This is a genomic window from Maribacter sp. 6B07 (assembly GCF_002700155.1).
Classification (GTDB): domain Bacteria; phylum Bacteroidota; class Bacteroidia; order Flavobacteriales; family Flavobacteriaceae; genus Maribacter; species Maribacter dokdonensis.
On the sequence record NZ_PDUT01000005.1, the window covers coordinates 1 to 26,031 of the forward strand.

A 26,031-nucleotide genomic window follows, 5' to 3' on the forward strand; every position below is an offset into this window, starting at 1 on the left:
AAAAAACTTAGGTGGCCATGGCGACGGGGCCCACCCCTTACCATTCCGAACAGGGAAGTTAAGACCGTTTGCGCCGATGGTACTGCTATACCAAGTGGGAGAGTAGGTAGCCGCCTTTTTCGAAAGCCCCTTACAGTAATGTAAGGGGCTTTTTTTATACCCTAAAGTGAAAGTGACCGGGGTAATATAAGTATTACCCTATCTTCATACGGACTGTTATACTTCTAGTGCAATTATAAGTAAGTAGTAATACGTGTTCACTTTGAATGCCTAAGGCTAGTTCTACTGTTTCATTTAAGTTTAAAAGATGTAATGAGCCTATGAGTACAGAAAAACATCTATTATTGATATTATGAGCTAATATTTCATGAATTTGGATATTGATAAGTGAAGTATAGCCAAATAGATAAAAAAAATCCGCAACATTAACAGTTGCGGATTTGTAGTTTATAGGTAGTTAATAATTATACCCTAGGTAAATCACCTTCACCTTTTAATGGTAAAGCAGTTTCTCCCATTAAATATTTATCTACATGATGTGCAGCTTGTCTACCTTCTGAAATGGCCCAGACAATAAGAGATTGTCCTCTTCTTTGGTCACCAGCTGCAAAAACACCAGGAACATTTGTTTTATAATCATTTTCAGAGGCTTTTATATTGGTTCTTGCATCCATTTCTAAACCTAATTGGTTCGCAACGGTATTTTCAGAACCGGTAAAGCCTAAAGCTAATAAGGCCAAATCACATTTCCATTCCTTCTCAGTACCTTCAACTTCTTTTAACTGTGGTCGTTGTCCTGGAGTTTTAATCCATTCTACTTCAGAAGTTATTAAGCCTGTAAGGTTACCATCTTGATCACCAATAAATTTTTTGGTGGATATACTAAAGAAACGCTCAGCTCCTTCTTTGTGAGAAGAACTAGTTCTTAAGCGCATAGGCCAAAACGGCCAAGGCTGACCTTCGGGTCTTTCTGTAGTGGCCATTGGCATGATCTCGAAATTTGATACTGAAATTGCTCCATGTCTAAAAGATGTTCCAATACAATCTGATCCAGTATCACCACCACCAATAACAATTACATTTTTATTGGTTGCTTTTATTTCTTCTCCAAGTTCTTTGATACCATCTACTCTTCTGTTGTTCTGTCCAAGAAAATCCATGGCTTGAACAACCCCTTTTAAGTCAGACCCTTCAATGGGTAAATTTCTTCTGATAGTAGCTCCACCGGTTAAAACAATAGCATCAAAATTTTGTTTTAATTCATCAGCTTTTATATCTACTCCAATATGTACACCACAATTGAAGTTTATACCTTCAGCTTTCAGGATTTCTAAGCGACGATCTATGACGTTCTTTTCCATCTTAAAATCAGGAATTCCGTAACGTAAAAGTCCACCTGGTTTTTCATCTCGTTCAAAAACAGTTACGTTATGACCTGCCCTGTTCAGTTGTTGTGCCGTGGCTAGACCTGCAGGTCCTGATCCAACGATAGCTACTTTTTTGTCGGTTCTGGTAAGTGGTGGTTTAGCAGATATCCAACCTTTCTCAAAGGCAGTTTCTACAATATTTTTTTCAATATTTTCAATACTTACCGGATCTTCATTAATACCCAAAACACATGCTTCCTCACATGGTGCCGGGCACAATCTACCGGTAAATTCTGGAAAATTATTTGTTGAATGTAATATTGAACTTGCTTTTTCCCATTTACCACGGTATACAGCATCATTAAAATCTGGAATTAAATTACCCAATGGGCAACCACTATGGCAAAAAGGTATGCCACAATCCATACAACGTGCACCTTGATTTTTTAATTCATTTTCTGGTAACGGTACTGTAAATTCCTTGTAATTTTTTAAACGTTCCTCAACCGGTTCGTATGCTTCAATTTTTCTGTCGAATTCCAAAAATCCTGTTGTCTTTCCCATGTTCCGATCTTAAATAGTTTGTAAATTTTCTTTTTCTAATCTAATTAGAGCTTGTCTGTATTCTTCAGGTAATACCTTAACGAATTTTGGCAGGTATGATTCCCAATTTTCAAGAATACGCTGAGCTAAAGGACTTGAGGTCGAATTATAATGGCTTTCGATTAAATCTTTAAGCTGCTTAATGTCTGGTGCTTCTGTAACTTCTAACAGGTTTAAACCTTCTAGACTACAACGTTGTTTAAAAGTTTTGTGGTTATCTAAGACATATGCAATACCACCACTCATTCCTGCACCAAAGTTTCTTCCAACTTCACCAAGAATGACAGCAACTCCACCTGTCATATACTCACAACCATGATCTCCTATACCTTCAACAACTGCTTTTGCACCTGAATTACGAACACAGAAACGCTCACCTGCTTTTCCATTAATATATGCTCTACCAGCGGTAGCACCATAAAGTGTTACATTACCGGTAATTACGTTATCTTCTGGTACAATTGTAGACTTTTCAGGTACTTTTATGACTAGTTTAGCACCAGAAAGTCCTTTGCCTAGGTAATCATTAGTATTACCATTAACGACCATTGTTAGACCTCTTGTGGCAAATGCCCCGAAGCTTTGACCGGCCGATCCAGTAAAGTTCAAGCGTAATGTATTAATAGGAAGCCCTTCTGCGCCATAAGTTTTAGATATTTCGTTACTTATTATGGCACCTACCGCACGATCCGTATTGCAAATAGGATAGTCTAACGTTAATTTTTCCTTTCTAAATAAAGATGGATTCGCTTTTGCAATAATATCAAACTCTATAGATTTATCTATATCGTGTTTTTGCTTTTCAGTATTATAGAACTTAGTTCCTTTTGGTACATCAACTTGGTGAAGTATCGGTGTTAAATCGATACCAGCTGCTTTATAATGGTCAATTGCTTTTTTACGATCTAGTTTCTGTACCTGGCCTACCATTTCGTTAATAGTCTTGAAGCCTAATTGCGCCATTATTTCACGCAATTCTTGTGCAACAAAATACATGTAGTTAACCACATGTTCTGGCTTACCTTTAAACTTCTTTCTAAGTTCAGGGTTTTGGGTTGCAATACCAACTGGACAAGTGTTTAAATGACAAACTCTCATCATTATACATCCTGAGGCTACTAAAGGTGCAGTGGCAAAACCGAATTCTTCAGCACCTAAAAGACAAGCTACGGCAACATCTCTACCAGTTTTTAATTGTCCGTCACATTCAAGAACAATTCTATTTCTTAAATCGTTTAATACAAGGGTTTGTTGGGCTTCGGCTATACCAAGTTCCCATGGTAAACCTGCATGCTTTAATGAAGTTAAAGGAGATGCTCCGGTACCTCCGTCAAAACCGGAAACCAAAACTACATCTGCTTTAGCCTTTGAAACACCTGCTGCAACAGTACCTACACCTACTTCTGAAACAAGCTTTACATTTATTCTTGCTTTTCTATTTGCTGATTTTAAATCATATATAAGTTGTGATAAATCTTCAATAGAGTAGATGTCATGATGTGGTGGTGGTGAAATTAGACCAACATAAGGTGTTGAGTTTCTTGTTTTGGCAATTTCAGGATTTACTTTAGGTCCAGGTAATTGACCACCTTCACCTGGCTTGGCCCCTTGCGCCATTTTAATTTGAATTTCTTTGGCATTGGTCAAGTAATTTGAGGTAACTCCAAATCTACCGGAAGCCACTTGCTTAATAGCACTGTTTCTCCAATCACCTGTTGCATTTTTGTAAAATCTATTTTGATCTTCACCACCTTCTCCAGAATTACTTTTTCCACCAATACGGTTCATTGCAATCGCAAGGTTTTCGTGTGCCTCTTTGCTGATAGATCCGTAAGACATTGCCCCGGTTTTGAACCTTTTGACAATTTCTGTCCAAGGCTCTACTTCTTCTATTGGAATAGGATCATAGTTGGAGAATTCAAAAAGACCTCTAATGGTCATTAAGTTTTTTGATTGCTCATTAACCATTTTAGAGTACTCCTTATACGTATCAGGCTCATTATTTCGTACTGATTTTTGAAGCTTGGCAATGGATAGTGGATTGAACATATGCTTTTCTCCATCTCTTCTCCATCTATATTCACCACCAATTTCCAAATCTAAATTGGCATCAATTTGTTTTTTGCTAAAGCTCTTGTGATGACGAAGGGCAATTTCTTTTTCAATTTGATAAAGCCCTATACCTTGAATACGTGTAGGTGTATTTGGGAAATACTTTTCAACTACCTTGGTGTTTATTCCTATACATTCAAATAATTGAGAACCACGGTAAGAGTTAAGGGTAGATATACCAATCTTGTTCATCACCTTTAAAATTCCCTTGCCAATAGCTTTATTGTAATTTTTAATTGCTTCATCAAATGAGAATTCCGTGATGTCATGCTCTTCTATCTGCTCCGCAATAATTTCATTAACCAAGTAGGGATTTATGGCACTTGCACCAAAACCGAATAATAATGCAAAATGATGTACTTCACGAGGTTCTGCAGATTCAATGATAACACTAAGCTTAGAGCGTTTACCTAATTTTTGTAATCCACTATTTACAAAAGAACAAGCCAATAGGGCGGGTATGGGCGCCATTTCATCATTGACATTTCTATCTGATAGGATAATAATATTAGCACCATCATCTACTGCCGCAGAAGCTTGGTCCAATACTGATTGTAAAGCATCTTCTAGTCCGTTGTGCCCTTTTTGTATAGAATATAAAATAGGTATAGAAACCACTTTATAATCTGGACTGACGTCGTAATTTTTAATTTTATCTAAATCTTCTTTCGATATAACTGGATTCTGAATTTTTAGTTTTCTACAATGATATTCTGAAAACTCAAATATGTTATGATCACTACCTAATGTTAAACTAATATCCGTAATCAACTCTTCACGTATACCATCTAACGGAGGGTTGGTAACTTGAGCGAAAAGCTGCTTGAAATAATTGTAAATTAATTGAGGACGTTGAGATAAAACGGCTATTGGAGTATCTGATCCCATTGAACCTATAGGTTCTTTACCAGACTTTGCCATTGGTAAGATAATGGTGTTGATGTCTTCTATGGTATAGCCAAATACAGATTTTCTTTTTTCAAGCGTTTCTTCTCCAATAAATAAAGGACAATCATTATATGGTATATCCTTTAAATGTACCAAATTATCATCCAGCCATTTTTTATAAGGGTATTTTTGTGCGATGTTTTCTTTAATTTCTTCATCATTCACAATTCTTCCCTCTTCCATGTTTACCAAGAACATTTTACCCGGTTGTAACCTTCCATGAAAATCTACATTTTCAGGAGTGATATCTACAACACCGGTTTCAGAAGACATTACTACGTAATCATCTTTAGTTACCGTATATCTAGAAGGTCTTAGACCATTTCTATCCAAAACGGCACCAATGTAGTTGCCGTCTGTAAATGGTATTGATGCTGGACCATCCCAAGGTTCCATCATACAAGAATGATATTCGTAAAATGCCCTTTTAGCTTCTGACATCTCAGGGTTTTTCTCCCAAGCCTCAGGTACTAGAATCATCATGACTTCAGGTAAAGATCTACCGGTCATCAATAATAGCTCAACCACCATATCCATAGTAGCGGAGTCAGATTTTCCTGGTAGAATTATTGGAAGTATGTTTTTGATTTCATCTCCGAACATATCACTTTGTAATAGTTCTTCTCTTGAAAACATACGGGTAACGTTACCTCTTAAGGTGTTTATTTCACCATTGTGGCACATATATCTAAACGGTTGTGCCAAATCCCAAGTAGGGAAAGTGTTTGTGGAAAAACGCTGGTGTACCAAGGCTAATCTAGTTACTACTCTTGAATCCATTAGGTCTGAGTAGTATAGGCTTATATCTAAAGGCATTAAAAGTCCTTTGAATATAATTATCTTAGTGGATAGACTGGGAACATAAAAGAATTTATTCTCAGATAATTTTGAATTGATTATCGTATGCTCAGTAATCTTTCTGGCAATGAAAAGCTTTAAGTTGAAATCAAAATAATCTTGCTCATTACTTTCTTTTGCAACAAAAATCTGTTTTACAAAAGGTTCTGTTTCAGCAGCTATTCTACCAGGTATTGATCTATTAACGGGAACATCTCTCCATCCTAATAATTTTAACCCCTGTTTTTTTATATTTTCTTCAAAAACTGAAATACAGAAATTACGTTGATTTTCTTTTCTAGGGAAGAAAATATTACCAACTGCATATTCACCCGCTTCTGGCAGATCAAAACTACATACAGCCTGAAAAAAATCATGAGGAATATCAACTAATATTCCTGCTCCATCTCCTGTTTTACCGTCGGCACTAACAGCACCTCTATGCTCTAAACGTTCAAGTATTTCCAACGCTTTATGTATAATGTCGTTGGATTTTTTTCCTTTAAGGCTGCATATAAAACCAGCCCCACAGTTATCATGTTCAAATTCCGGTAAATATAATCCTTGCTTCTTCAGTGTCATAATTTGTGGTATTTCTTCAAAAATATCAATTTAATTGAATTATATTCAACGATTAGAATAAATTCAAATATTAAATTCAACGAAACAAATAAAAGCTTAAAAAATCTATAATTACATATTTTTAAAACCTTCAATTTATCATATTGATAAATTTAAGTTAATAATATGAAAATACAGAGGTGAAGAAGGGGTTAAGTGAGGGTTTGTGCAACTTTCTAACAATTACATCTAACTTTATTGAGAGGGTAACAAAGTGATTGTCTTATTTGTGAAACATCACCCCTATATAAAAAGGGGGTGATGTTTAAAAATGTTGTTTTTTATTTTAGAATACTTCTGGAAATTACAATTTTTTGTATTTCAGAAGTTCCTTCGTAAATCTGCGTAATCTTAGCATCTCTCATTAAACGCTCTACATGGTAATCTTTAACAAAACCGTTGCCACCGTGAATTTGCACAGCTTCAACTGTAGTTTCCATGGCAACTTTAGAAGCGTATAGCTTTGCCATGGCACCAGACAAATCATAATCCTTTCCATTATCTTTATCTAAAGCGGATTGATAAACCAATAATCTTGCTGCCTGAATTTCGGTATGCATATCTGCTAGTTTAAATGCTATGGCTTGGTGATTGCTTATCTCGGTGCCAAATGCTTTACGTTCTTTAGAGTATTTTAAGGCTAGTTCATATGCCCCAGCTGCAATACCGAGCGCTTGGGCGGCAATTCCTATGCGGCCACCTGCAAGGGTTTTCATTGCGAATTTGAAGCCAAAACCATCTTCTCCAATTCTATTTTCTTTGGGCACCTTTACATCATTAAATATTAAGGAATGTGTATCGCTACCTCTAATGCCTAACTTGTTTTCTTTGGGGCCTATTTCAAAACCAGGTGTGCCTTTTTCTATGATCAACGCATTTATACCTCTGTGTTTTTTGTCCTTATCGGTTTGTGCAATAACTAAATAGGTACTGGCAGTATTACCATTTGTAATCCAGTTTTTGGTGCCATTAACAATATAATGGTCTCCCATGTCAATTGCGGTTGTTTTTTGTGAGGTGGCATCGCTACCGGCCTCAGGCTCGGAAAGACAAAAAGCGCCTATTTGTTCTCCTGTGGATAATTTGGTAAGATATTTTTCTTTTTGTTCTTCGGTTCCAAATTTTTCAAGTCCCCAGCAAACCAATGAGTTGTTGACTGACATTACTACTGATGTAGAAGCGTCTATTTTGGAAATTTCTTCCATTGCCAATACATATGATAAGGTGTCCAGTCCGCTACCACCATATTTAGGGTCTACCATCATACCTAGAAACCCAAGTTCACCTAATTTTTTAATTTCCTCTTTCGGAAATCTTTGAGCATCGTCTCTTTCAATTACCTCTGCTAAAAGTTCAGTTTGTGCGAAATCTCGTGCCGCTTGCTGTATAAGTTTTTGTTCTTCATTTAATGAAAAATCCATCTAATATGTATAAAAGTTATCTTCTCAAAGATAAAGATATAGAAGTTAAATATTAAACTTTAGAGATGTGTAATGTTTGATTTTTGAAAACCAAATTGCTAGGTTAAGATTGAAAGATGATATTTAACATTTTGTTAAGCGTTAAAATAGTGATGCCGTACATGCGTATTATTTGATAATAGTTTGATTTAAGTATTTGGATGTCAGATATCTTCGGTATTATTGTGAAATCATTAGGAATTCACAGACTATTTTGAATATATTTGGATGATTTATTTTTTTGTATTTAGAACCTATATTTGACACCTTATCAATAGATATTAAAAAAACCAACGAACATGGAAACCATAATTATTATTGTTTTTTTGGCAGGATATCTTGCCATCACATTAGAGCACAATCTTAAAATAGATAAACTTATTCCTGCATTGGCCATGATGGCTATTCTGTGGGCTTTGATAGCACTTGGAATTGATGGCTATGAAAACTGGTTCGATTCTGTTCAGCAAGGTTTAGTTTCTGGTTTCTCTGATTTAGGGCATTTGGATAAAATGCATATTATGGAAGAATCTCTTTTGCATCACCTTGGAAAGACTGCAGAGATTCTGTTCTTCTTGTTAGGGGCAATGACCATTGTTGAAATCATTGATTATTTTGATGGTTTTGCTACCATTAAAGGTTTTATAAAAACTAAAAAGAAAAGTAAGCTATTGTGGTTGTTCTCAATATTGGCATTTATTTTATCTGCTATTATAGATAACCTTACCGCAACTATTGTTTTGATCACAATTTTGCAAAAAGTAATAAAGGATCGTGAAACAAAATTATGGTTTGCGGGTATGATCGTGATTACTGCTAATGCCGGTGGGGCCTGGTCTCCTATTGGAGATGTTACAACGACCATGTTGTGGATTGCAAACAAGGTAAGTGCAGGTCAATTGGTAATACATGTATTATTGCCTTCATTGGTGTGTATGCTGGTTCCTGTTTTAATAGCTGGAAGATTTAAGATTTTTAAAGGTTTAATAGATGGTGATCTAGATGGTGAGATTTCAAAATCTAAATATGGTGGTACAATGTTGTACTTAGGTTTAGGTGCCATTTTGTTCGTTCCAATATTTAAGACTGTAACACACCTTCCTCCTTACGTTGGTATGATGTTGTCTTTGGCGGTTGTGGCAACTTTTGCTGAGATTTACAGTAACAAAAAATTCAACATTTCTAGTGTTGAAGGAGAAGATGACGATAATGCAGGGCACCATAGTCCTGTTCACCATTCACTATCCAAAATAGAATTACCTAGTATATTATTCTTCCTGGGTATTCTATTGGCAGTAGCGGCAATGGAGTCTTTAGGGATTTTATTTAATGCTGCAGGTGCATTGAACGAGGCAATTCCTAATACCGATATCGTAGTTATGTTATTTGGTGTAGGTTCTGCGGTAATTGACAACGTTCCCTTAGTTGCTGCAAGTATGGGTATGTTCAGTGAGCCGTTAGATAGTCCGTTATGGCATTTTATAGCTTATTCGGCCGGTACAGGTGGAAGTATGTTGATAATTGGTTCTGCGGCAGGTGTTGTAGCTATGGGTATGGAAAAGATTGATTTTTTCTGGTATCTGAAAAAAATTGCCTGGTTGGCTTTAATCGGTTTTGTTAGTGGTGCGATCGTATTTATATTATTGAGAGATTTTGTTCTACACGGATAATTTAATTCGCAATTCATCGTTATAAAGGCAAATTCAATATATAAAGAATACTATGTTATTATTTCAGGATTTGGCTCAAGATGCGAGCGAAGAATTATTATCTGAAGAGAAAACTCTATCGGTTATCGATTTAATATTTAACGGAGGAACGGGAAGTGTAATAATAATTACCGTATTGTTCATAATGTTAGGGGTGGCTCTGTATATCTATTTTGAACGTCTACTTGCAGTAAATGCGGCTTCAAAAATAGATAAGAATTTCATGAATCAAATTCGTGATTACGTTACTTCAGGTAAATTAGATGCGGCTAAAATTTTATGTGCACAGACAGATTCACCTGTGGCAAGGTTAACTGAAAAAGGTGTTTCCCGTATTGGCAAGCCATTAGATGATATCAATACCGCTATAGAAAATGCCGGTACCTTAGAGGTGTATAAATTAGAAAAGAACGTAAGTATATTGGCAACTGTTGCCGGTGCGGCTCCCATGATCGGATTTTTGGGTACCGTTATTGGTATGATTCTTGCTTTTCATGAGATGGCAAGTAGTGGTGGTCAAGCGGAGATGGGTTCATTGGCGTCTGGTATTTATACAGCGATGACAACAACCGTAGCTGGATTAATTGTCGGTATTATAGCCTATGTTGGTTACAACCATTTGGTGAATAGAACCGATAAAGTGGTGCATAAAATGGAGGCTAATGCCGTAGAATTTTTAGACTTATTAAACGAACCTCTTTAATTTTTTATTATGAAATTAAAAGGAAGAAATAAGGTCAGTCCAGACTTTAGCATGTCTTCAATGACAGATATTGTATTCTTGTTATTGGTGTTTTTTATGCTAACGGCGAATTCCCCTAATGCCTTAGACTTATTATTGCCTAAAGCAAAAGGGAAGTCCACCAATACGCAAAATGTTTCTGTAAGTATAGACAAGAATCTTCAATATTTTGTTAATGACGAAAGAATTAATGGAGAATATATTGAGATAGAATTGAAAAAGGCGCTTGCAGGGCAGGATAGCCCTACAATTATACTTAGAGCCGAAGAAAGCGTAGCAATTAAAGAGGCGGTAAACGTAATGGATATTGCCAATAGAAATAATTACAAGGTAATTTTGGCGGTTCGCCCAAATTAAATGGCATTTTTAGATACTAAATATAAAAAGAAATCACTGACACTTACAACATTGTTGCTAAGTGCATTATTATTGGTTTTATTTTACATAGGTCTAACATATATGGACCCACCTGAGGAAAACGGAATATCTGTCAACTTTGGTACTACTCAGTTTGGTAGCGGAAGAATTCAGCCTAAGGAAAAAATTCAATCTGAACCTTTGGACACTCCTCCTGTAGAGCCTACAAAGCAAGAGGTTGCAGAGGCAATTGAGAATCCTGTTGAAGAAGTGGAAGAAGTTTCGGCGGAGAAAGAGTCGCCTGCAGAAAAGTTGTTAACACAGGAAAATGAGGAAGCTGTTAAAATAAATCAAGCCAAAGAAGCCAAAAGAAAGGCGGATGAAGCCGCGGCTGACGCTAAACGGAAAGCAGAAGCGGCGGAGAATAAGAAAAAAGCGGAGGCTGCCAGAATTGCACAGCAGAAGAAAGAAGCTGATGAGCGCGCACGGAAAGAGCAGGAGGCAAAGAAAAAAGCATTGGACGAGATGATGGGTGGTCTTAATAAGTCTGATGGAACGGCTACTGGAAGTGAAGGAGATGATGATAGGGCTGGTGATAAAGGTCAACCGGACGGAGATCCCTACGCAACTAGCTATTATGGAGGTCCGGGCAGTGGAAGCGGAACAGGTGGATATGGACTAAATGGTAGGTCTTTAGTGAATAAAGGAAAAGTTGCACAAGAATGTAACCAATCTGGTAGAGTTGTGGTGAGAATTACTGTAGATCGCAATGGAAAAGTTATCAGTGCTGAACCAGGAGTAAAGGGTACGACCAATAATGATCCATGTTTGCTGGAACCAGCTAGAAAAACCGCTTTTATGCACAAGTGGAACTTAGATAGTAATGCACCTAGTAAACAAACTGGTTTTGTTGTAGTTAATTTCAAGCTGGGAGAGTGACCTATAAAGAGACTTTGGATTGGATGTTTGCTCAACTTCCAATGTATCAGAATAAGGGTAAAGTAGCCTTTAATTCAAAACTAGATGGTATAACCTTGTTTGCGTCCCATTTAGGAAATCCTCATACTAATTTTAAAAGTATTCATGTATCAGGTACCAACGGTAAAGGTTCCAGTAGTCACTTATTGGCTTCGGTTTTGCAGGAGGCAGGCTATAAGGTAGGGTTGTATACTTCACCTCATTTAAAAGATTTTAGAGAGCGTATTCGAATCAACGGTAAAAAAATCAATAAAGATTGGGTAGTTGATTTCATTGAGAACAATTCTTCTTTTTTTGAACAGCGTAAACTTTCATTCTTTGAAATGACCGTTGGTATGGCATTCTCATATTTTGATAAGGAAAGTGTGGATATTGCCATTATTGAAGTTGGATTAGGAGGGCGTTTGGATTCTACTAATATTATTCATCCAGAAGTAAGTTTAATTACAAATATAGGTCTGGATCATACTGATATTCTTGGAGATACTATACCTGAAATAGCTAGGGAAAAAGCAGGAATTATAAAACCCAATACTCCTGTTGTAGTTAGTGAGTTTAATGAGGAAACCGTTCCAATTTTCAAGGAAGTAGCGAATAAAATGAATTCTAAGATTTTATTTGCAGATAGTGGTAATTACAATAGCGATTATGAAATAGGTCTTCTAGGGTCTTATCAGAAACGAAATATTAAAGGTGTTTTGGGAACATTGAACCTGTTAAAAGGTTTTGAGATTCGTGAAGAGGATAAAGTTAATGGTTTCAAGAATGTGGTCAAAAATACGGGCTTAATGGGACGCTGGCAGAAAATTGGTGATCAACCTACTATTATTTGTGATACTGCTCATAATAAAGATGGATTATCTTATGTATTGGAACAATTAAAAAACCAAGAGTTTGATACCCTACATATTGTTATTGGTGTAGTAAAGGATAAGAATATTACTGATATTTTACCTCTATTTCCTAAAAATGCGGTCTATTATTTCTGCAAACCAAAAATTTTTAGGGGCTTGGATGAAAATATTTTGGCGAGGCAATTTTATGACCTGAATTTTAAGGGTGAGATATATAAGTCTGTGAATAAGGCATTTAAAACAGCGAAAAAACAGGCTAAAAAATCTGATTTAATTTATGTGGGCGGTAGTAACTTTGTTGTAGCAGAAGTTCTTTAATTTTTTATTGATTTTTCTTTTGAGAATTGTAAAAGTATTATATATTTGCACACCCTTAACAAGGGCTCTTAGCTCAGTTGGTTCAGAGCACCTGCCTTACAAGCAGGGGGTCACTGGTTCGAATCCAGTAGGGCCCACATAGTAAAAGGCTTTCATGAAAATGAAAGCCTTTTTTCGTTTTTAATATTTAGGTCTTTATTCCTGTATTTAGTCAGAAAAAATGAAGTACGCTAATTAGGTGATCTTAGTGATCTTCTAGATACTTTTTATCTTCTATCATTTTTTAAATCATAATCATTTTAATTCTGTTGAACATAAGGTACTGTTAAGAAGGTGTTTTATATTCATGCTTGTCAATTTGCTATTTTTGGCCTTTATAAATATGAATATCTTAACATATAAATGTTAAATTTTTTAAATATTGAAATTCACGCTCTGTTTTATCTTAATAGCAAGGTTATTCAAATTGAAAAATGTTCAACATGTATCTCAATTGCCCATAAAGACTACTATTTTAGGGCTAATGTCATTTTGATAAAGATTCTTAATAATTTTATTGATTACGTAATTTATTAATGAAAATTAGTAGTTAGTGACAAAAAAAAGGTCGATAAATTTTCAAAGTAATTTTTTTTAACAAGATAATAACATATATTTGGTAAACCAGTTTGACGAACCAATTTGGTAAACCAATTAAATGAAAACTAATAATCATCTTATTAATTAAAAAAAAAGTGAAATGAGACTATAGAAAAAAGCATAAAAAAAGGACGGGTGCTCACCCATCCTTTTTATGAAAAAAATTACTCCAAATCGATAGGGAAGTAACAAACATGTAAGTATTGCTATTTACACATTTTATGTAAAAATAAGAATTATCCTTGATTCTTATGTGAAATGTGTGTTATAGTAAATTAATGATTATGATGCGGTGGCTAATATCGCATTTTAAGTAGATCAAAAAGAGGGCTTGGCCCAATTCAATAGAACTAACTTAATATAACACAAATGAATTTTAAATTAAAAGTTTTTATGGTTGCAATGTTGCTGGTCAACATTCAATTGTTTGCACAGGACTCCTATAGTTTATCTGGTACTGTGACAGATGCTAACAATGTACCGATTCCAGGTGCTAATATTGTTGTGGCAAATACAACTAGAGGTACCCAAAGTGATTTTGACGGTAATTTTACCATACAGGTTACAAGTGGTGATTTATTGCAATTCTCTTATATAGGGTATGCTACGCAAACAGTAGCAATTGTCTCTCAAAAAACAGTAAATGTAACCCTTCAGGAAGATGCTAGTCAGTTAGATGAAGTTGTCGTTGTTGGTTACGGTACGCAAAAGAAATCAACATTAACAGGTTCAATTTCTAAAGTAACTAATGAGACCTTAGACCAAATTGCGGTTTCAAGGGTGGATGATGCCTTGATCGGACAAGTTTCCGGTGTTAATATTCAGGCCACTAATGCTGAGGCCGGTGGTGCACCTACCATTACTATTAGGGGTGTGGGGTCTGTAACTGCAGATTCTGGACCGGCATTGGTTGTTGATGGTATTGTAGTGAGTTCGGAGTTTCTTGCTAACATAGATATGAATGATGTTGAGTCTTTTGAGGTGCTTAAAGATGCTGCTTCAGCTGCAATTTATGGTAGTGAAGGTTCTAACGGTGTAATTTTGATTACTACAAAAAGCGGTAAGGCTGGTAAAACAAAGTTTAGCTATCAAACCTATACGGGTTTCAAAGATGCACATGGTAGTGATGACTACAAAAAGAGTGTTGCTGAATGGGCTAAGATAGAACAAGCTGCTACCGGAACACTATCTGGTGAAACTTTATACGCACAATTGTTAGTGGCTACAACTGGTGTAGATAGAGATTGGCAAGATGTGTTTTTCGACGGTGGAACTGTAACCAGTCATTCTTTTTCTGCACGTGGTGGTACTGAAGATACTAAGTTTAGTGCATCATTAAGAGCATTGCATGATGAAGGTGTTGTAATTACTGATGATTATAAATTATATACAGGAAATATAAAGTTAGATACAAAATTAGGTGAAAAGGTAAAGTTTGGGTTAAGAGCTACACCTTCATATACTTCGCAAAGAAGGTTGCCAACTTCAATTCATAATCCAACTAGACAATCTCCATGGTTGCCAATATATCATACTGACGAAACATTGCAATTTATTAATAGAGATGTTTATCCAGATGTGGGAGTCGGTGATTATTTTTACGAAAATCACTTGGTTAATTTAGATTTGGATAATGATGGTAATACAGAACGTCCACGTACTTCTGGTGATTCTAACCCATTTGCACAATATGTGGAAAGAGAGCATTATGAATTTAATACTAAATTATTTGGATCTACATATGTTAGTTACGAGTTATTAGACGGTTTAACCGCTAAAACTTCTTTAGGTGTTACTTTAGAGCATAGAAAACGTACAAGATATGATGGAACATTGCACCATGCTTCTGGTAACAGTAGAGCGGCATATTATTTGGCTAATAGATCTAGAACAAGGTTAATTAATGATAACACTCTAAATTATTCTACGAACTTTGGCGGTGATCATGATTTAAACTTGTTGGCGGGTATGACCATTCAACAAAGAAAATCTGAAGAAAGTATAATGACCGGTGGTGGATTTTCTAATGACTTGTTGAAAAATTTCCAAGGTGCTACTTTAATTGACAACCCCACTGAAATTAATACAGAGCTTAAAAAAGTAGGTTATTTTGCTAGAGTTAATTATGCGTATAAAGATAAGTATTTGGTTAATGCGTCTTTTAGACGAGATGGTAGTTCTGTATTTGGTGTAGATTCTAAATACGGTAATTTCCCAGCTGTGTCTTTGGGGTGGAACGTTGCTAAAGAAAACTTCTTATTGAACAGTGATATAGTCAATAACTTAAAGTTTAGAGCTAGTTATGGTTTAACAGGTGCTGAAAATTTCAATGTTGGTGATGATAATGTAAACCTTTATCCTTATTTGGCATTACTTCAAAATTCTAATGCGATAACAGATGGTAGTATAACTCCTGGTGTATCGCCAAGAAACATTGCCAATGCCTTATTGCAATGGGAAGCTTCAGAAGAAATGACTTTTGGTGTTGATTTCGGATTCTTGAATAATAGAATATCTGGTTCTGTGGATTACTATAAGAGAACAAGTGATGAACTATTATTGGAAAACCCTGTTTCTTACATTACTGGTTTTACAAGTGGTATAGTAAACTTAGGAGAGGTTGAAAATAAAGGTGTTGAAGTTGAAATAAGAACCAAGAATATTGTTGGAGAGAAATTTAGATGGAACTCTACATTGATTGCTTCTACTAACCAAAACGAATTGTTGAGTTTTGGAGATTCTAACAATGCTTTAATAGAAGATGATTATGGTAGAAACTCTCAATGGATAAACAGAATTGGCGAGCCAATATCATCTTTCTGGGGGTATGTTGTTGATACGGATTTATACGATGACACACAGTTTAGAACTACCTATGTAGATAATCCTTGGAATAGAATTAACGGTCAGGCAGATGATACGATCGTTAAGGATTTAAATGGTGATGGTATCATTACAGAAGAAGATAAAACCATTTTAGGTGATCCATACCCAGATTTAGTGTACAGTTTTACTAATGAGTTTCAGATGGGTAATTTTGACTTCTCATTCATGGTACAAGGTAGCTTAGGTGCTCAAGTGAATAATATTGGTGATCAATATTTCTATAACTGGTTTGGTAATAGAACACGTAGTGGAGGAGAGGCGCAAGCAGTTGCTGACGGTTTAGTACCACATACATCTTTTATTCAAGAAAAGGTATTGACCAGTGAAGTTATAGCAAATGCAGATTATTTTTCTTTAAGAAATATAAATCTTGGATACAATTTCCCTGATGATGTAACATCTAAAATTGGTATTGGAGGTCTAAGAGTTTATGCAACTGCTCAGAATTTAGTGTATATCACTGCAGATGACTATCATGGTTTTAACCCTGAGCATGTAGATGGTTCTAATCCAAGGGCTTATGGTTCTCAAAGAGCTGGTACGCCAATATTTAGAACATTGACATTGGGTCTTAACATTGATTTTTAATTTTTAAAAGATACTTATTATGAAACATATAAAATATATAGTCTTTATGATCACAGGGGTGATATTCCATTCCTGTAGTGATGATTTTTTGAACCCTTTGCCAGAAACGGCAGTTGCGGTTGAGTCATTCTTTCAATCAGATGCAGATGTTTTAGCCGGTGTAATAGGCATTTATGATGCATTACAAGGTGTAAATGAAAATACGACCACAAATATTGGAGATGCCAATAGAGGGGTTCAGTTTGAGCACTTATTAACAGAGCATAGAACTGATAACACTCGTAACGCCACATTAGAAGGGTCTAAGTCAGATTTTCACAGATATGTGGTAAATGCCAATAACGTAGAATCTGAAGATTACTATCAATCTATGTATGAAGTGATATTTAGAGCAAATAACATTTTAGGCTTTATAGAAGTTGCAGATGTAGAAAATCAAGCCAAGTATGCTGCCGAGGCAAAATTTTTAAGAGCTTATGCATATTTTAACTTAGTTAGGTTATATAGCGACGTTCCTTTGGTAACAGAAGTTGTTGGTCCAACCGATAATGAAGCTTTGTTTACCCGAATTCCTGAAGCACAGATTTATGCTCAAATAGTTGAGGATTTACAGGAAGCTGTGAACGTTTTGGATAATTCAGCTAAGGCAAGAGCTTCTAAAGCGGCGGCACAAGGTATTTTGGCAAAAGTTTATATGACTCAGCCAAACAAAAATTATTCTGGTGCTAGTCAACTTTGTGAAGCAATAATCAATAGTGGTAATTTTTCTTTGGAAAGTAACTATTCAGATGTTTTTTATGACGAGTTGAACGATGAAATTATTTTTGCGGTACAATATGTAGCTGGTAACAGTGCAGAGAGTCAAAGTTTTTCTTCAGAATTCACTTCAACTTTCCGTCAAGGAAGAGAAGATGGGCAGAATATTGTGAATGATAATTTAGTAGCCGATTTCGTTGCTTATGGAGGTAACAGAACAGAGGTTTCTTATGTAACATTCAACACAACTTCAGAAGTTGCAAAATTTTTACCTGAAGGTACAGATCTTAGTGTAACACCGCCAGATTATGGTTTAAGTGCAAGAGATGCAGGTAACGATTATATAGCATTGAGATATGCTGATGTATTATTAATGCATGTAGAAGCGGCAATAGGTGATGGTACTAGTACAACTGATATTGGCGCTTTGGAATCTTTTCAAAAAATCAGGGATAGAGCTTTTCCTGATACAGCTCCAAACACTGTTTCAAGTGTTTCAAAAACAGAACTTTTAAGAGAAAGACGTGTGGAATTGGCATTTGAAAACCAACGTTGGTTCGATTTACTTAGGTTCGGTGTAGCTGATCAAGTATTGAGTGCACATGCTGAGGAAATGGGATACGTTTTTTCTTCTAGAGCCTTATTGCTGCCAATTCCTGCAAGGGAAATAAATATTAGTGGTGGTTTATTAACACAAAATCCAGGATATTAATATAAAAACTATGAGACAGAAAGTAAATATATTTAGTAAGACAAAACTATTGCTTATGGCTATAGTTTCGGCTGGCATGGTTGCTAGTTGTGTAAATGATGAACTTTTTAGGGATGATTTACCAGATACTAATTCAAAGGTAGACACGGTATTTCCAGCGGCTAATTTTTCTTATGCAGCTTCCTCAGATGATTTTAGAATCATCAATTTTACCAACCTAGCTACAGAAGCTACTGTTTTTGAATGGGATTTTGGTAATGGAAACACTTCAACGGAGCAGGATCCAACATTTACTTTTGACGGTGAAGGTACATATCCTGTAACGTTAACCGCAATAGACGGTAATGGTGTTACTGGTTCTACTACTATAGAGGTAATGGTTGTAGAAGGACCCTTTCAACCTATTATTCTTGAAGCTGGCTTTGAAGATGATACCTTGCCAGAAGGAGGGGGAGACGGTCGTGATTCTTGGAGAAATAGTGATTTGGGTGGTGTAATACAAATTACAGGTAGTCCGGTTACTTTTGGAGATCAAGGAGCAAAATTACCGGTACCGGCAGGTGATCGTGTAGGTTATCAGGAAATTACTGTAGAGCCAGATACTAATTATGATTTAAGTTTTTGGTATACTATGTTAAGTGGATCTTCTGATCCTTCATTAACTGTTGCTGTATTGGGTGTTACGGAGAATGGACCTTTTGCAAATAAAGAAGAGGCAAATGATGCAATTATAGCATCTGTAACCGTAACGGACGATTCTGAACCAGATGTTTATGTACAGCAAAAACTTTCGTTCAACTCAGGTATAAATAATACTGTTGCAATTTACTTTACAAACGGAGAGGTTGAGGCTAGACTTGATGATTTTACAATAGAAGTTGGAATACCAGGAGCTGTACCGCCATCGGCAGGATTTGATATAGCACAGAGCGAAACAAACTTCTTGGAGTATACTTTTACGAACTCTTCTGTTAACGCTTCTACTTACGAGTGGGATTTTGGAGATGGTAATACTTCAACAGATGAGTCTCCTACACATATATATGAAACTGCTGCAGATTATGTTGTGACATTAAATGCTACTAATGATTCTGGTTTGTCAACGGAGTTAACTAAAAACATTACCATATTGGCACCGGTATCAGCAGCCTTTTCTTTCGAAGTAGATGCAGATGATTATAGAACATATTCGTTTACCGATGAATCTGTGGATGCGGTAATGCTTTTATGGGAGTTTGGAGATGGTTACCAATTTACAGGTATGAATCCTACTCACACTTATGAAGAAGATGGTATATATGTAGTTACTTTAACAGCATATAGTCAAACAGGAAATACTTCCGAAGCAACGGAACAGATTACGATAGCAGATGGTTTTATTGTTGAGGTTGTAAACGGTGATTTCTCTGATGGTTCTTCTAGTTGGAAGCCATCTAGTTTTGATGGCAGTAATTCAAATGCCTTTAATACAAGTTCAGACGGAGATTCATTTGACTATACGGGAGCGGATACAGGTTCTAAAACACCTGGAGCAAAGTATACAAGTAGTACTACAATGGTAGGTCCACTTGAAAGTTTGTCAAGAACATCTTCTTCTAGAGCTGCATATCAAGAGATTACCGTAGAACCTAATAAAGAATATACGATAGAGTTTAGCGCAGCTATTACAAATAGTGGTGACGCAGTTTATGTAGAGATATTAGATGGTTGGTTCGATGGTGATGGCGCTGCTGCCTTTGCTAGTTCAACTGGAGCGGGTCCTTTAGGAAGAGCTGTAGTTGATGTTGCTAACGGTAAAGGTAACTTTACAATAGGTACCGATACATTTACTTCTAATGCAAGTGGACAGGTGACTATTTGGATGTATTCTTTGACCACTGCAGATGCATGGGTTGATAATATTAAGGTTTATGAAGCACCATAATTTATTTGATTCTAATGTATAGGATATCACATCTTTTGATATTGTCATTAATGTTTCTCTCTGTAGAGGCTACCTCCCAAACTTTGGGAGGCGACCTCACAGAGTCAGAAACAAAAACGGAGAAACGTAGTAAAAAAAAGAAAAGGAAAAAGACCAAACTTCCAGACATAGATTTGTCACATTGGAAGGTTACAATTCCAGAAGGTTCTGGCAAAGGAGGTGCTATTAGTGTTGAACCTCCAGAAATTCTGGACTATGCAAATAATGATATCTTAAAACCATATATGTTTAATGATTCCACTAAAGGGGCACTATCATTTTATGCATATCCTACTTTGGCTACTACGGCAAATACCAAGTATTCTAGGTCAGAACTTAGAGAACAAATGGTGCCCGGTGATGACAATGTAAACTGGACCTTCAAACAAGGTGGAAGCTTAAAGGCAAAACTTTCGGTCGATGAAGTGTCAAGAGATACAAATGGAAAGTACCACAAGGTTATCATTTTACAGATTCATGGTAGGTTGACCAATGAGCAAAAAGAACTAATAGGGCAAAAAGATAATAATGCCCCACCAGTTTTGAAAATTTATTGGCAGAACGGCAAAATAAGGGTAAAGACGAAAAAGCTAAAATTTGCTGATGTTAATTCAGTTGGAATATTACATGAAGAAGCTTGGACAGATGATGAAGGATTTAATTTTGAACAAGAGGTAGGCTTTGGAAAGTTTCAAATTGAAGTAAAAGTAACAGATGGTAAAATGGTAGTTTCATTGAATAATACTGAGTTTGCTGTTTATGATGATTTTAATATGAAACGTTGGGGAGTATTTGAGAACTATTTTAAAGCAGGTAATTACTTTCAAAGTAGAGATGAAGGTTCTTTTGCTAAAGTTAGCTTCTATGATTTAGAAGTAAAACATTAATATGTATAGATGAAATTAAGGAATAGTCTAGTGATTACGAAGCATTTTGCAATTAGCTGTCTTTTCATGTCTTGGTTGTCACTTTGTTTTTTGAGTTGTGATAGTTCTTCAGATGAAATTGAAAGTGAAGTAGAGCAAGAGGTAATTGAAGAGGAAGAGATTATTGAGGAGGAACAAGAAGTTGAAGAAGAGATAGAGGAAGTGAAAGTGGAAGGAGTGGACTATTTTTTGCCTAATATTGATTTAGGAAATTGGAAAGTGACATTGCCTATTGGTAGTCCAGACGAAGTAAATCCACCAGAAATAATAGATTATGCTACTGATGAAAGGTTATTGCCGTTCATGTATAATGATTCTACAGATGGCGCTTTGGTTTTTTATACATCACCTGGATCATCAACAGCAAACTCTTCTTATTCAAGAACGGAGTTGAGAGAGCAAATAGTTCCGGGTAGTAATAGTACAAATTGGACTTTTGCACAGGGCGGACGTATGAAAGGTACATTGTCTGTGCCTGAAATATCTGTAGATGATGGCGGAGATTTTCATAGAACATTGGTTATGCAAATTCATGGTAGATTAACTAATGAGCAAAGAGATTTAATAGGCGAGAATGATAATAATGCACCGCCGATGTTGAAGATATATTGGCAGAAAGAAAGGGTTAGGGTGCTTACTAAAAAGCTTAAGGATGTTAATGCCACTGACGAGGAAATACTACATACTGATGCTTGGGAGGATAATGAAAGTCATACATTTTCAGAAGTTGTAGGTAATGATAAGTTTACTTTAGAAGTTGTAGTTTCAGAAGGAAGAATGGAAATTGTATTGAATGATTCTGAATCTGTTGTCTATAACGACATTCATATTGAAAAATGGGGTGTATTTGAAAACTATTTTAAAGCTGGTAATTATTTACAGACCATAGAAAACAATGCATTTGCGTACGTAAAATATTATGAATTAGAGGTTATGCATTAATTTTAAAAGAAAAATATACCTAGTATAACAAAGAAAGTTGTTTGAGTTAGATTTGTTGAAATGAATTTACTGGCCTGTTTTAGGCCAGTAAATTTTAAATTAAACCAGTAGTTGTTCATTGTATATTAATTTTACAAATTAATAATGACTAATAATTACTAACGATTTTCTCTTAAAGCAAGTTATAAATGAAATTAGAAATCCTCACAAGGAATGAGAGCAATGAAATACAGAATGAGATAATATTACAGCTCAGAGATTTAATGAATAATAAAAATCTAGAGCCAGGTGATAAATTACCTTCAGAAAGAACATTGTCAGAGAAATTTGGTGTAAGTAGAAGTAGTGTTCGTGAAGCGATTCAGAAACTGGAATTTTACGGAATCTTAGTTTCTAAGCCTCAGAGCGGTACATTCGTTGCTGAAATAGGTCAAGTGGCCATGAATGGAATGGTTAACGACATTCTAAGGTTAGATGAGCCGGATTTTAAATCATTGGTAGAAACTAGAATTTTGTTGGAGCTTAAAACTGTACGTTTGGCAGCTAGAAGAAGAACCGTTGATGATTTGGAGCTAATGAAAAATGCCTTGGATGCTTATAGGGAAAAAGTTGAAAATGGAGAAGATGCAGTTCAAGAAGATTTATTGTTTCATTTAGCCATAGCCAAAGCTAGTGGTAATAGTACAATGAATACTTTTATGTTGATTATAACACCTGAAATTCTTACCAATTTTGAAAAGTACCATGTTTGCGATAAGAATATGGCTTTCAGAGGTATTCAGGAGCATCAAGATATTTTTGATGCCATCAAGGAGCAAAATCCTCAATTGGCCAAAGAGAAGATGAAAGTACATTTTAAAAATCTTTATCAATTCTGCTATAATATATAGGGTTGAGGTTGACAATCTTATTGAAATACTTTTATAAATAATCCAATTTTGATTTTGAATTAGGTCAAAATAACTACTAAAAGAAGAACATGCCTAAATCATCTATTTGGAAAAAGCTTTTAGCTCTAGTTTTAGCCTTTGGACCAGGAATTTTTGCGATTGGTTATACCATTGGTACTGGAAGTGTTACCTCTATGATCGTGGCGGGGAGTACTTATGGAATGCAACTTTTGTGGGTGTTATTATTAAGTTGTGTTTTTTCGGGTTTGCTAATGTATGCCTATGGGAATTTTGCATTGGTAACGGGTGAAACAGCATTGTTTGCTTTTAAAAAGCATTTAAAGTGGGGCAAACTTATTGCAATTCTTATAATCTTAGGTATTTCATTTGGTCAATGGAATTCGTTAATGGGTATTCTGGGGATATCTGCGAATATAATTTATGAAATCTTTCTTATTTATTATCCAGGATTGGTCAATGCCAAATATGAGACAGTTCTAGCAATAGCCATTGCCGTGATAATTGTGTTTTATGGTTTATTGCTTGTAGGTAAATACGCTTTTTTTGAGAAAATTCTTGTGATTTTCGTTACAATAATGGGGCTTTCATTCATCATTTCTTTATTTATGGTATATCCATTACCATTGGAAGTGGTAAAAGGTTTGGTGCCAACAATTCCAAAAGTTGAAGGTGGTCAAATGATGGTGGCTGCATTTGTGGGTACAACAATGGCTGCGGCCACATTCTTGTCAAGGCCATTGTTTGTAAAAGGAAAAGGATGGACCATTGAAAATAGAAATCAACAAAAAAAAGATGCAATAATAGCGGCTTCATTGGTTTTCTTTATTAGTGCCTCCGTTATGGCAGTGGCTTGTGGAGCTCTTTTTCATCAAGGGCAGCCGGTAACCAAAGTATTGGACATGGTAAATACGCTTGAGCCCGTTGCTGGTAAATTTGCATTAACATTATTCTTCTTTGGAACTTTAAGTGCAGGGCTATCTTCAATATTTCCATGTTTATTGATAGCGCCAATATTATTGGCAGATTATCAATCTGGGGAGTTGGATACAAATTCAAAACAATTTAGAGTCATTACCGCGATAGCGTGTGTGTTCGCTTTAATAGTGCCGGTATACGGAGCAAACCCTATAGAAATGCAAATACTTTCTCAAGTATTTAATGTTTTTGTATTACCATTGGTTATACTGGGAATTATTTTGCTGATTAATAGTAAAAAACTTATGGCTCAATATAAAGCAGGTTTGTTGCTAAACATTGGTCTTTTTGCGGCCTTATTCTTCTCTTGTGTAATTTCCTATAATGGTATAGTGGCGTTGCTTGGTTATTTTTAAAATAATAGCGGTCAATTAATTTAAATGCTTTCCAACATTTTATTATAAAATGGTATAGATGTATCTTTATCCCCTATTATTCAAATTATATGGGATATTAGCTCAGTTGGTTTAGAGCGCTGCCTTGACAGGGCAGAGGTCACCGGTTCGAATCCAGTATATCCCACTATATGTTGTCTAAAACTCTTTCCAGTGCCATGCCTCTAGAGCCTTTTATAAGTAGTGTAGATTTAGGTGAAATTGAATTTGTTTTTAGATAAGCGTTTAAATCAGAAAATGATTTCATTTTCAATGAATTTGTAGTTGTTCGATAAAAATTCTCGCCTACAAAAATTACAGTTTCAAAGTTTAATCTTTTTGTTAGATCAACAATTGATTGATGTTCTTCATGGGATGAATTTCCTAACTCGAACATATCTCCCAAAATTAAAATTTTATTCGACTTTTCTAATGTATGAAAGTTTTCAAGTGCCACTTTCATACTTGAGGGATTGGCATTATAAGCATCTAAAATAATATAGTGTCCCTTGGTGTTTATAATTTGCGACCTGTTGTTATCTGGTATATATTTTTCAATAGCATATTTTATTTTGGGTAGTTCTATATTAAAATATTTGCCAATAATGATTGCAGCGCAACAGTTAGTGAAATTATATGTGCCAATAAGGTTACTATTTATTTCAACATCTTCTACCTTTAGGTTTACAAATGGTTGTGCGTTGATAAGTTCAATATTGTAATACTTTGTTTGCGTAGTGCTGAAGCCATATTTTTTGGTGAAACCTTCTAGTTTTTCTAATTGGATGGGGTCGTCTGCATTTAGAAATACGGACTTATTACTGCTAATTAAATAATCATATAGTTCACTTTTCCCTTTTATAACTCCTTCTACGCCACCAAAACCTTCTAGATGTGCTTTTCCAAAGTTGGTAATGTAGCCAAAATCAGGTTCGGCAATCTCACAAAGAAATTCAATTTCATTAAGGTGATTGGCACCCATTTCAACTATGGCAATTTCTGTATCTGGTTTAATGGTCAGTAGTGTTAATGGTACTCCAATATGGTTGTTTAGATTACCTTTTGTAGCTATCGTTCTGTATGAAGTGCTTAAAACAGCGTTTATTAATTCTTTTGTAGTTGTTTTTCCATTACTGCCGGTTAAACTAATTACCTGTGCTTTACACTTTTTTCTATGGTAGTTAGCTAGGTCCTGCAATGTTTTAAGAACATTATCAACTAGAATTGTTTTGTCATTTAGAGCATATTTTTCTTCATCAATCACCACATAACTGGCTCCGCTATCAAGAGCTTTTTGTGTATAAGTATTGCCGTTGAAATTCTCTCCTTTCAGAGCAAAGAAGATGTCCTTTTCCTTAATCTTTCGAGTATCTGTACTAATAGAAGGGTTTGCTAAAAAGATAGCGTATAAGTCGTGAATTTTCATAAAATCGAAGATAAAAAAAAGCCCTTT

Annotated in this window: 16 protein-coding genes, 2 tRNA genes and 1 rRNA gene; 15 read left to right on the plus strand and 4 right to left on the minus strand. The window is 35.5% G+C overall.

Annotation, left to right across the window (positions count from 1 at the left end):
* Positions 1-7 precede the first annotated feature (7 nt).
* Positions 8-119 (plus strand): 5S ribosomal RNA (gene rrf / locus CSC80_RS18420).
* 345 nt (positions 120-464) lie between these two features.
* Here the strand turns inward: rrf and CSC80_RS18425 are convergent.
* The 3 genes from CSC80_RS18425 to CSC80_RS18435 form a co-directional block, all read right to left on the minus strand.
* Positions 465-1,931 (minus strand): glutamate synthase subunit beta, encoded by a 1,467-nt coding sequence (locus CSC80_RS18425; protein ID WP_099193419.1) that lies wholly within the window; start codon positions 1,929-1,931, stop codon positions 465-467.
* A gap of 9 nt (positions 1,932-1,940) precedes the next feature.
* Positions 1,941-6,449, minus strand: coding sequence for a glutamate synthase large subunit (gene gltB / locus CSC80_RS18430; RefSeq protein ID WP_099193420.1), 4,509 nt, complete (start codon positions 6,447-6,449; stop codon positions 1,941-1,943).
* 320 nt (positions 6,450-6,769) lie between these two features.
* On the minus strand, positions 6,770-7,909 hold the full coding sequence (locus tag CSC80_RS18435; RefSeq protein WP_058105258.1) for an acyl-CoA dehydrogenase: 1,140 nt from the start codon (positions 7,907-7,909) through the stop codon (positions 6,770-6,772).
* A 338-nt stretch (positions 7,910-8,247) separates the two neighbouring features.
* On the opposite strand from CSC80_RS18435, the gene nhaD reads away from it, so the two are divergent.
* The 14 genes from nhaD to CSC80_RS18505 all read left to right on the plus strand — a co-directional run bounded on the left by nhaD (position 8,248) and on the right by CSC80_RS18505 (position 24,726).
* Positions 8,248-9,618, plus strand: coding sequence for a sodium:proton antiporter NhaD (gene nhaD, locus CSC80_RS18440; protein WP_058105259.1), 1,371 nt, complete (start codon positions 8,248-8,250; stop codon positions 9,616-9,618).
* A gap of 52 nt (positions 9,619-9,670) precedes the next feature.
* Positions 9,671-10,360, plus strand: coding sequence for a MotA/TolQ/ExbB proton channel family protein (locus CSC80_RS18445; protein ID WP_058105260.1), 690 nt, complete (start codon positions 9,671-9,673; stop codon positions 10,358-10,360).
* 9 nt (positions 10,361-10,369) lie between these two features.
* Positions 10,370-10,756, plus strand: a complete 387-nt coding sequence (locus CSC80_RS18450) for a biopolymer transporter ExbD (protein WP_027068115.1) — start codon at positions 10,370-10,372, stop codon at positions 10,754-10,756.
* A complete protein-coding gene (locus tag CSC80_RS18455) occupies positions 10,757-11,695 on the plus strand; it encodes an energy transducer TonB (protein WP_099193421.1) in 939 nt (312 codons plus the stop codon). It abuts the gene before it with no gap.
* Entirely contained in the window at positions 11,692-12,906 is a 1,215-nt protein-coding gene (locus tag CSC80_RS18460; protein WP_099193422.1) for a folylpolyglutamate synthase/dihydrofolate synthase family protein, read from the plus strand. The genes CSC80_RS18455 and CSC80_RS18460 overlap by 4 nt, the downstream gene beginning before the upstream one ends.
* 62 nt (positions 12,907-12,968) lie before the next feature.
* Positions 12,969-13,043 (plus strand) — tRNA-Val (locus CSC80_RS18465).
* An 871-nt stretch (positions 13,044-13,914) separates the two neighbouring features.
* A complete protein-coding gene (locus tag CSC80_RS18470) occupies positions 13,915-17,019 on the plus strand; it encodes a TonB-dependent receptor (RefSeq protein ID WP_099193423.1) in 3,105 nt (1,034 codons plus the stop codon).
* A 19-nt stretch (positions 17,020-17,038) separates the two neighbouring features.
* Positions 17,039-18,487, plus strand: a complete 1,449-nt coding sequence (locus CSC80_RS18475) for a RagB/SusD family nutrient uptake outer membrane protein (RefSeq protein ID WP_071340228.1) — start codon at positions 17,039-17,041, stop codon at positions 18,485-18,487.
* A gap of 55 nt (positions 18,488-18,542) precedes the next feature.
* Positions 18,543-20,411 carry a PKD domain-containing protein gene (locus CSC80_RS18480; RefSeq protein ID WP_236973444.1) on the plus strand — a complete coding sequence of 623 codons (1,869 nt, stop codon included), beginning with the start codon at positions 18,543-18,545 and terminating at the stop codon, positions 20,409-20,411.
* Between the two features lie 50 nt (positions 20,412-20,461).
* A complete protein-coding gene (locus tag CSC80_RS18485) occupies positions 20,462-21,337 on the plus strand; it encodes a polysaccharide lyase family 7 protein (protein ID WP_236973445.1) in 876 nt (291 codons plus the stop codon).
* A gap of 9 nt (positions 21,338-21,346) precedes the next feature.
* Positions 21,347-22,318, plus strand: a complete 972-nt coding sequence (locus CSC80_RS18490; RefSeq protein ID WP_236973446.1) for a polysaccharide lyase family 7 protein — start codon at positions 21,347-21,349, stop codon at positions 22,316-22,318.
* A gap of 188 nt (positions 22,319-22,506) precedes the next feature.
* Entirely contained in the window at positions 22,507-23,208 is a 702-nt protein-coding gene (locus CSC80_RS18495; protein ID WP_099193427.1) for a FadR/GntR family transcriptional regulator, read from the plus strand.
* Positions 23,209-23,297: 89 nt separating this feature from the next.
* A complete protein-coding gene (locus CSC80_RS18500) occupies positions 23,298-24,560 on the plus strand; it encodes an Nramp family divalent metal transporter (protein WP_074669909.1) in 1,263 nt (420 codons plus the stop codon).
* A gap of 91 nt (positions 24,561-24,651) precedes the next feature.
* Positions 24,652-24,726 (plus strand) — tRNA-Val (locus CSC80_RS18505).
* On the opposite strand, the gene murF is transcribed toward CSC80_RS18505, so the two are convergent.
* Positions 24,727-26,004 carry a UDP-N-acetylmuramoyl-tripeptide--D-alanyl-D-alanine ligase gene (murF, locus tag CSC80_RS18510; RefSeq protein WP_099193428.1) on the minus strand — a complete coding sequence of 426 codons (1,278 nt, stop codon included), beginning with the start codon at positions 26,002-26,004 and terminating at the stop codon, positions 24,727-24,729.
* Positions 26,005-26,031: the final 27 nt, after the last annotated feature.